Raw genomic sequence first — 3398 nt, 5'->3', positions numbered from 1 at the left:
GTCTTCACCTTTTTCGCCGGTATCGCCTTTAGGACCAACAGGACCAGTATCACCTTTTTCGCCTTTAGCACCAGTTGCACCAGTATCGCCTTTAGCACCAGTTGCACCAGTATCGCCTTTAGGGCCAGTCGCACCAGTAGCGCCGGAAGCACCAGTAGAACCACCACCAATTACGCTCAGGGTGTATTCGTTAGAGCCGTTTGAGGTCATTGTCAAACCGTTACCGGCGATCAGTTTCAGGGTGTTATTGGCATTTGATTTAGGATCGTATTTGTAAGTACCTTCAGCAGGTGAGCTACCGCTACCATTGTGGCCTGAGAATACAAACGGATTCAGGTTTTCGATACGATTTGCAACAGCGTACAATTGAGAGCCGTTGATTGCATCGGTAGAAGTTGCAGAGATACGACCTGCGGCAACGTTTTGGATTTGACGTTCGTTACCTGCAGAACCTACAGACAATACTGCGCCATTGCCCAAACCGCTGGTTGCACCTGCGAAGCCGCTGTAAGTGTAGCTGCCAACAGTAGCAGTGTTAGTAGGTACGAAGTTGCTGGTTGTAGAACCGTTACCCAAAGCTACGCTGTTTTCGATAGTAGATTTAGCTTCAGTACCCAAAGCCAGAGTGTTTTTAGCTGTTGCTTGAGCACCGTTACCCAGAGCAGTTGCATATTCACCGCCATTAGCTTGAGCACCACGGCCCAATGCAATTGCTTGTTTAGAAGCAGCGTTACTTTGTACGCCCAAAGCTACTGAGTATTTACCAGTTGCTGTAGCAGCAGGACCGAATGCTGCAGCAGAAGTACCGTCAGCTACGGAACCACGACCGATTGCTACGTCAGAACCTTGTTTGGCTTGAGCGTCGCCACCCAATGCTACCGCGCCGTTTGCCAGAGCTTTAGAGCGCTCACCGATGGCTGTTGCTACGATACCGGTTGCTTGAGCTTCTGTACCGATTGCCATTGCCGAACCGGCATTATTTACTACGCCGTCGCCATCAGCGCCAGTAGAAGTACCGTCAGCTGTAGCAGAATGACCTACGGCAACGTCAGCAGCTTGCTTAGCAGTTGCACCGTTACCTTGAGCGATAGAGTTATTGCCAGCAGCTTTAGATTGAGTACCCAAAGCGATAGAGTTGTTACCGATTGCTTTAGCAGCAGAACCTGCTTTATTACCGAAATTACCATCCATCGCACCGCCAATAGCTACAGAATTTTCACCTGTTGCTTGAGCAGATGCACCACCAGCAAATGAGCCTGTGCCATTAGCTTGAGACAACACGCCGATAGCGGTAGCACGGTGAGCAGTTGATTCAGCATAAGCACCGACACCAATTGCGTTATCACCTCTAGAAACTGATTTAGTACCGACAGCAATGGAGTTATTGTTAGACGCAGTGGCAGTTTGACCCACAGCAATAGAGTTAGACTGAGCAGCAGTAGCGTTAGAACCTACAGCAATTGCAGCTTCTTTATTGGCTTGCGCATATGGACCAACTGCAACTGTCAGATTACCTTCTGCTTTTGTATATGAACCAACGCCGACAGCTTGAATACCTGACGCATTTGCGCTAGTACCTGCTGCAATCGCGTGGTCTTGGCTTGCCACAGTATCTTTACCGACAGCAATAGCATTGGTCCAAGCACCATGAGCGTTGTTACCAATAGCGATAGAATCTTGTTTTTCAGCGTTTGCATGCGTACCTACAGCAACTGCAGCAGCATTTGCATTGGAGTTATCACCAATAGCTGTTGCAAATTGTGCACCAGCATTTGCACGGTTACCGAATGCACTTGCGGAGTCTTGAGTAGCAGTTGCACGGTTACCTACTGCAGTCGCACGAATTTGAGTTGCTTGGGCTACATTACCGATTGCAACAGAAGCTTCACCACTTGCAACAGAGCTTACACCCATTGCAGTCGATGCACCGCCGGTTGCGATATTGTTATTACCTACTGCCAATGCTGCGTTTGCAGTCGCAGTATTGTTCGCACCGTAAGCAATAGTGCCATCTTGACTGCTGGCAGTATTTTGATAACCCACTACAACAGAGTTGACACCAACGTTTCTGTTAGAACCGTTGTAAGTACCATCAGGAGTAATGTCTACTGCACTACCTCCCAATCTTACAGCGGCCTCTGCTCCGCTAGATGCCATCAAAGCACCTGCAGCAACCACCGCAGCAGCTACGGCTTTACGCTTGTCAGAAGCGGATTTTTTGCCGTGTGCATGGCTGATTTCGGAAACCGCGGTCCATGTCTGGGTCGCGTGGTTCCAAATGACTTTAAAGACTTTATTCATATCGATTTTCCTGTAAGGGGTTTGATTTCTTTTGGGACGTTTGCTCGGCTATAAACCGCCTGCCCATACATATGCCGCACTTCAGAGTCTCCCCTTTATGCGGTTTTACGTCGTAATCTCTTGTATGCAATTCCCGTGCCAAAAGTCTCCACTCGGCCGAATGGCAGCTAAATTCCTGTTTTATGGGATTTTATGCTGATACATTTTGGGAAGCTTGTGAAGTTTGGGAAACGATGTGCCGTTTTTTGTCAGCTTGTTTCTTAACCAGTCACTTTTTGTCAGCTTCTTTCAATGCATTCGGAATCCTTGTCCAAATTTTATATGCGTTTGGTTTCGTAAATCAACTCTTCCGATAAAGTGTTATTTTTTCGGCCTCAACGGTCATGCCCGTTAAATTTACTTGTTGCTTTTTTTAAACGGCTTTTCTAGCTATTTGATTTTACTTTTTTATTCTCAAACAATAATGATTACTAAATAATATATAATTTGAATAGTTTCTCTAGTGATAGATTTAAATATGGGCTTTTATTTAGAGAATTAATGAAATTTGTATTGAAGATCGGCTTGAAACGTGTAACGGGTTTGTATCGCCTGTTTTCAGACAGCCTTTGACGTTTTCTAACATAGCAAACAGCGGGCAAATGACACGAATTTATGCGCTATTGAGCCGATGGACAGCGTTAAAAAGGCAAGTGTAAAACTTGCCTTTACGTTTGGGATTTGTTTGTTCTCTATTGTAGAAAACTGTGTTGTTTTTTCAGACGGCCTTACCAACGGAACGTTTGGGTCACGCCTGCGGATGCGCCGTTGTTGCCGGCATAGCCGTAGCCGCCGGTATGACTGGAGGCGCAGGCGGTGAGTGTGGCGAGGGTGAGAATGAGGAGGATGTGTTTCATGTTTTTTTTCTCTGAGTGGGTTGGTTTTAGACTTGTGTGGCGTTGTGTTGCTGCATAAATCGGACGGGCTGGGGCTTGGTTGCTTTGTCCTGATTTGCAGTTAGGCCGCTAAATTGTTTGATGATTGAAGAAGGCCGTCTGAAAACGGGTTTCATGATATTGAAACTTTGTTTTCAGACGGCCTTTATTTTATATCAGCTT

Annotated in this window: 2 protein-coding genes; both read right to left on the bottom strand. The window is 46.5% G+C overall.

Annotation, left to right across the window (positions count from 1 at the left end; translation table 11 throughout):
- The coding region (locus HMPREF2596_RS08915) for an ESPR-type extended signal peptide-containing protein (protein WP_283140420.1) at positions 1 to 2301 on the bottom strand (2301 nt) is incomplete at its 3' end.
- A 767-nt stretch (positions 2302 to 3068) separates the two neighbouring features.
- The gene (locus HMPREF2596_RS11635; protein WP_256388401.1) at positions 3069 to 3197 is read right to left on the bottom strand and encodes a hypothetical protein; all 129 of its coding nucleotides are present in this window, start codon (positions 3195 to 3197) and stop codon (positions 3069 to 3071) included.
- Positions 3198 to 3398: the final 201 nt, after the last annotated feature.

It is taken from the genome of Neisseria sp. HMSC078C12, from assembly GCF_001838065.1.
Classification (GTDB): domain Bacteria; phylum Pseudomonadota; class Gammaproteobacteria; order Burkholderiales; family Neisseriaceae; genus Neisseria.
The sequence above is the reverse complement of the archived record's forward strand: the minus strand, read 5'-3'. Positions and strand labels throughout refer to the sequence as shown.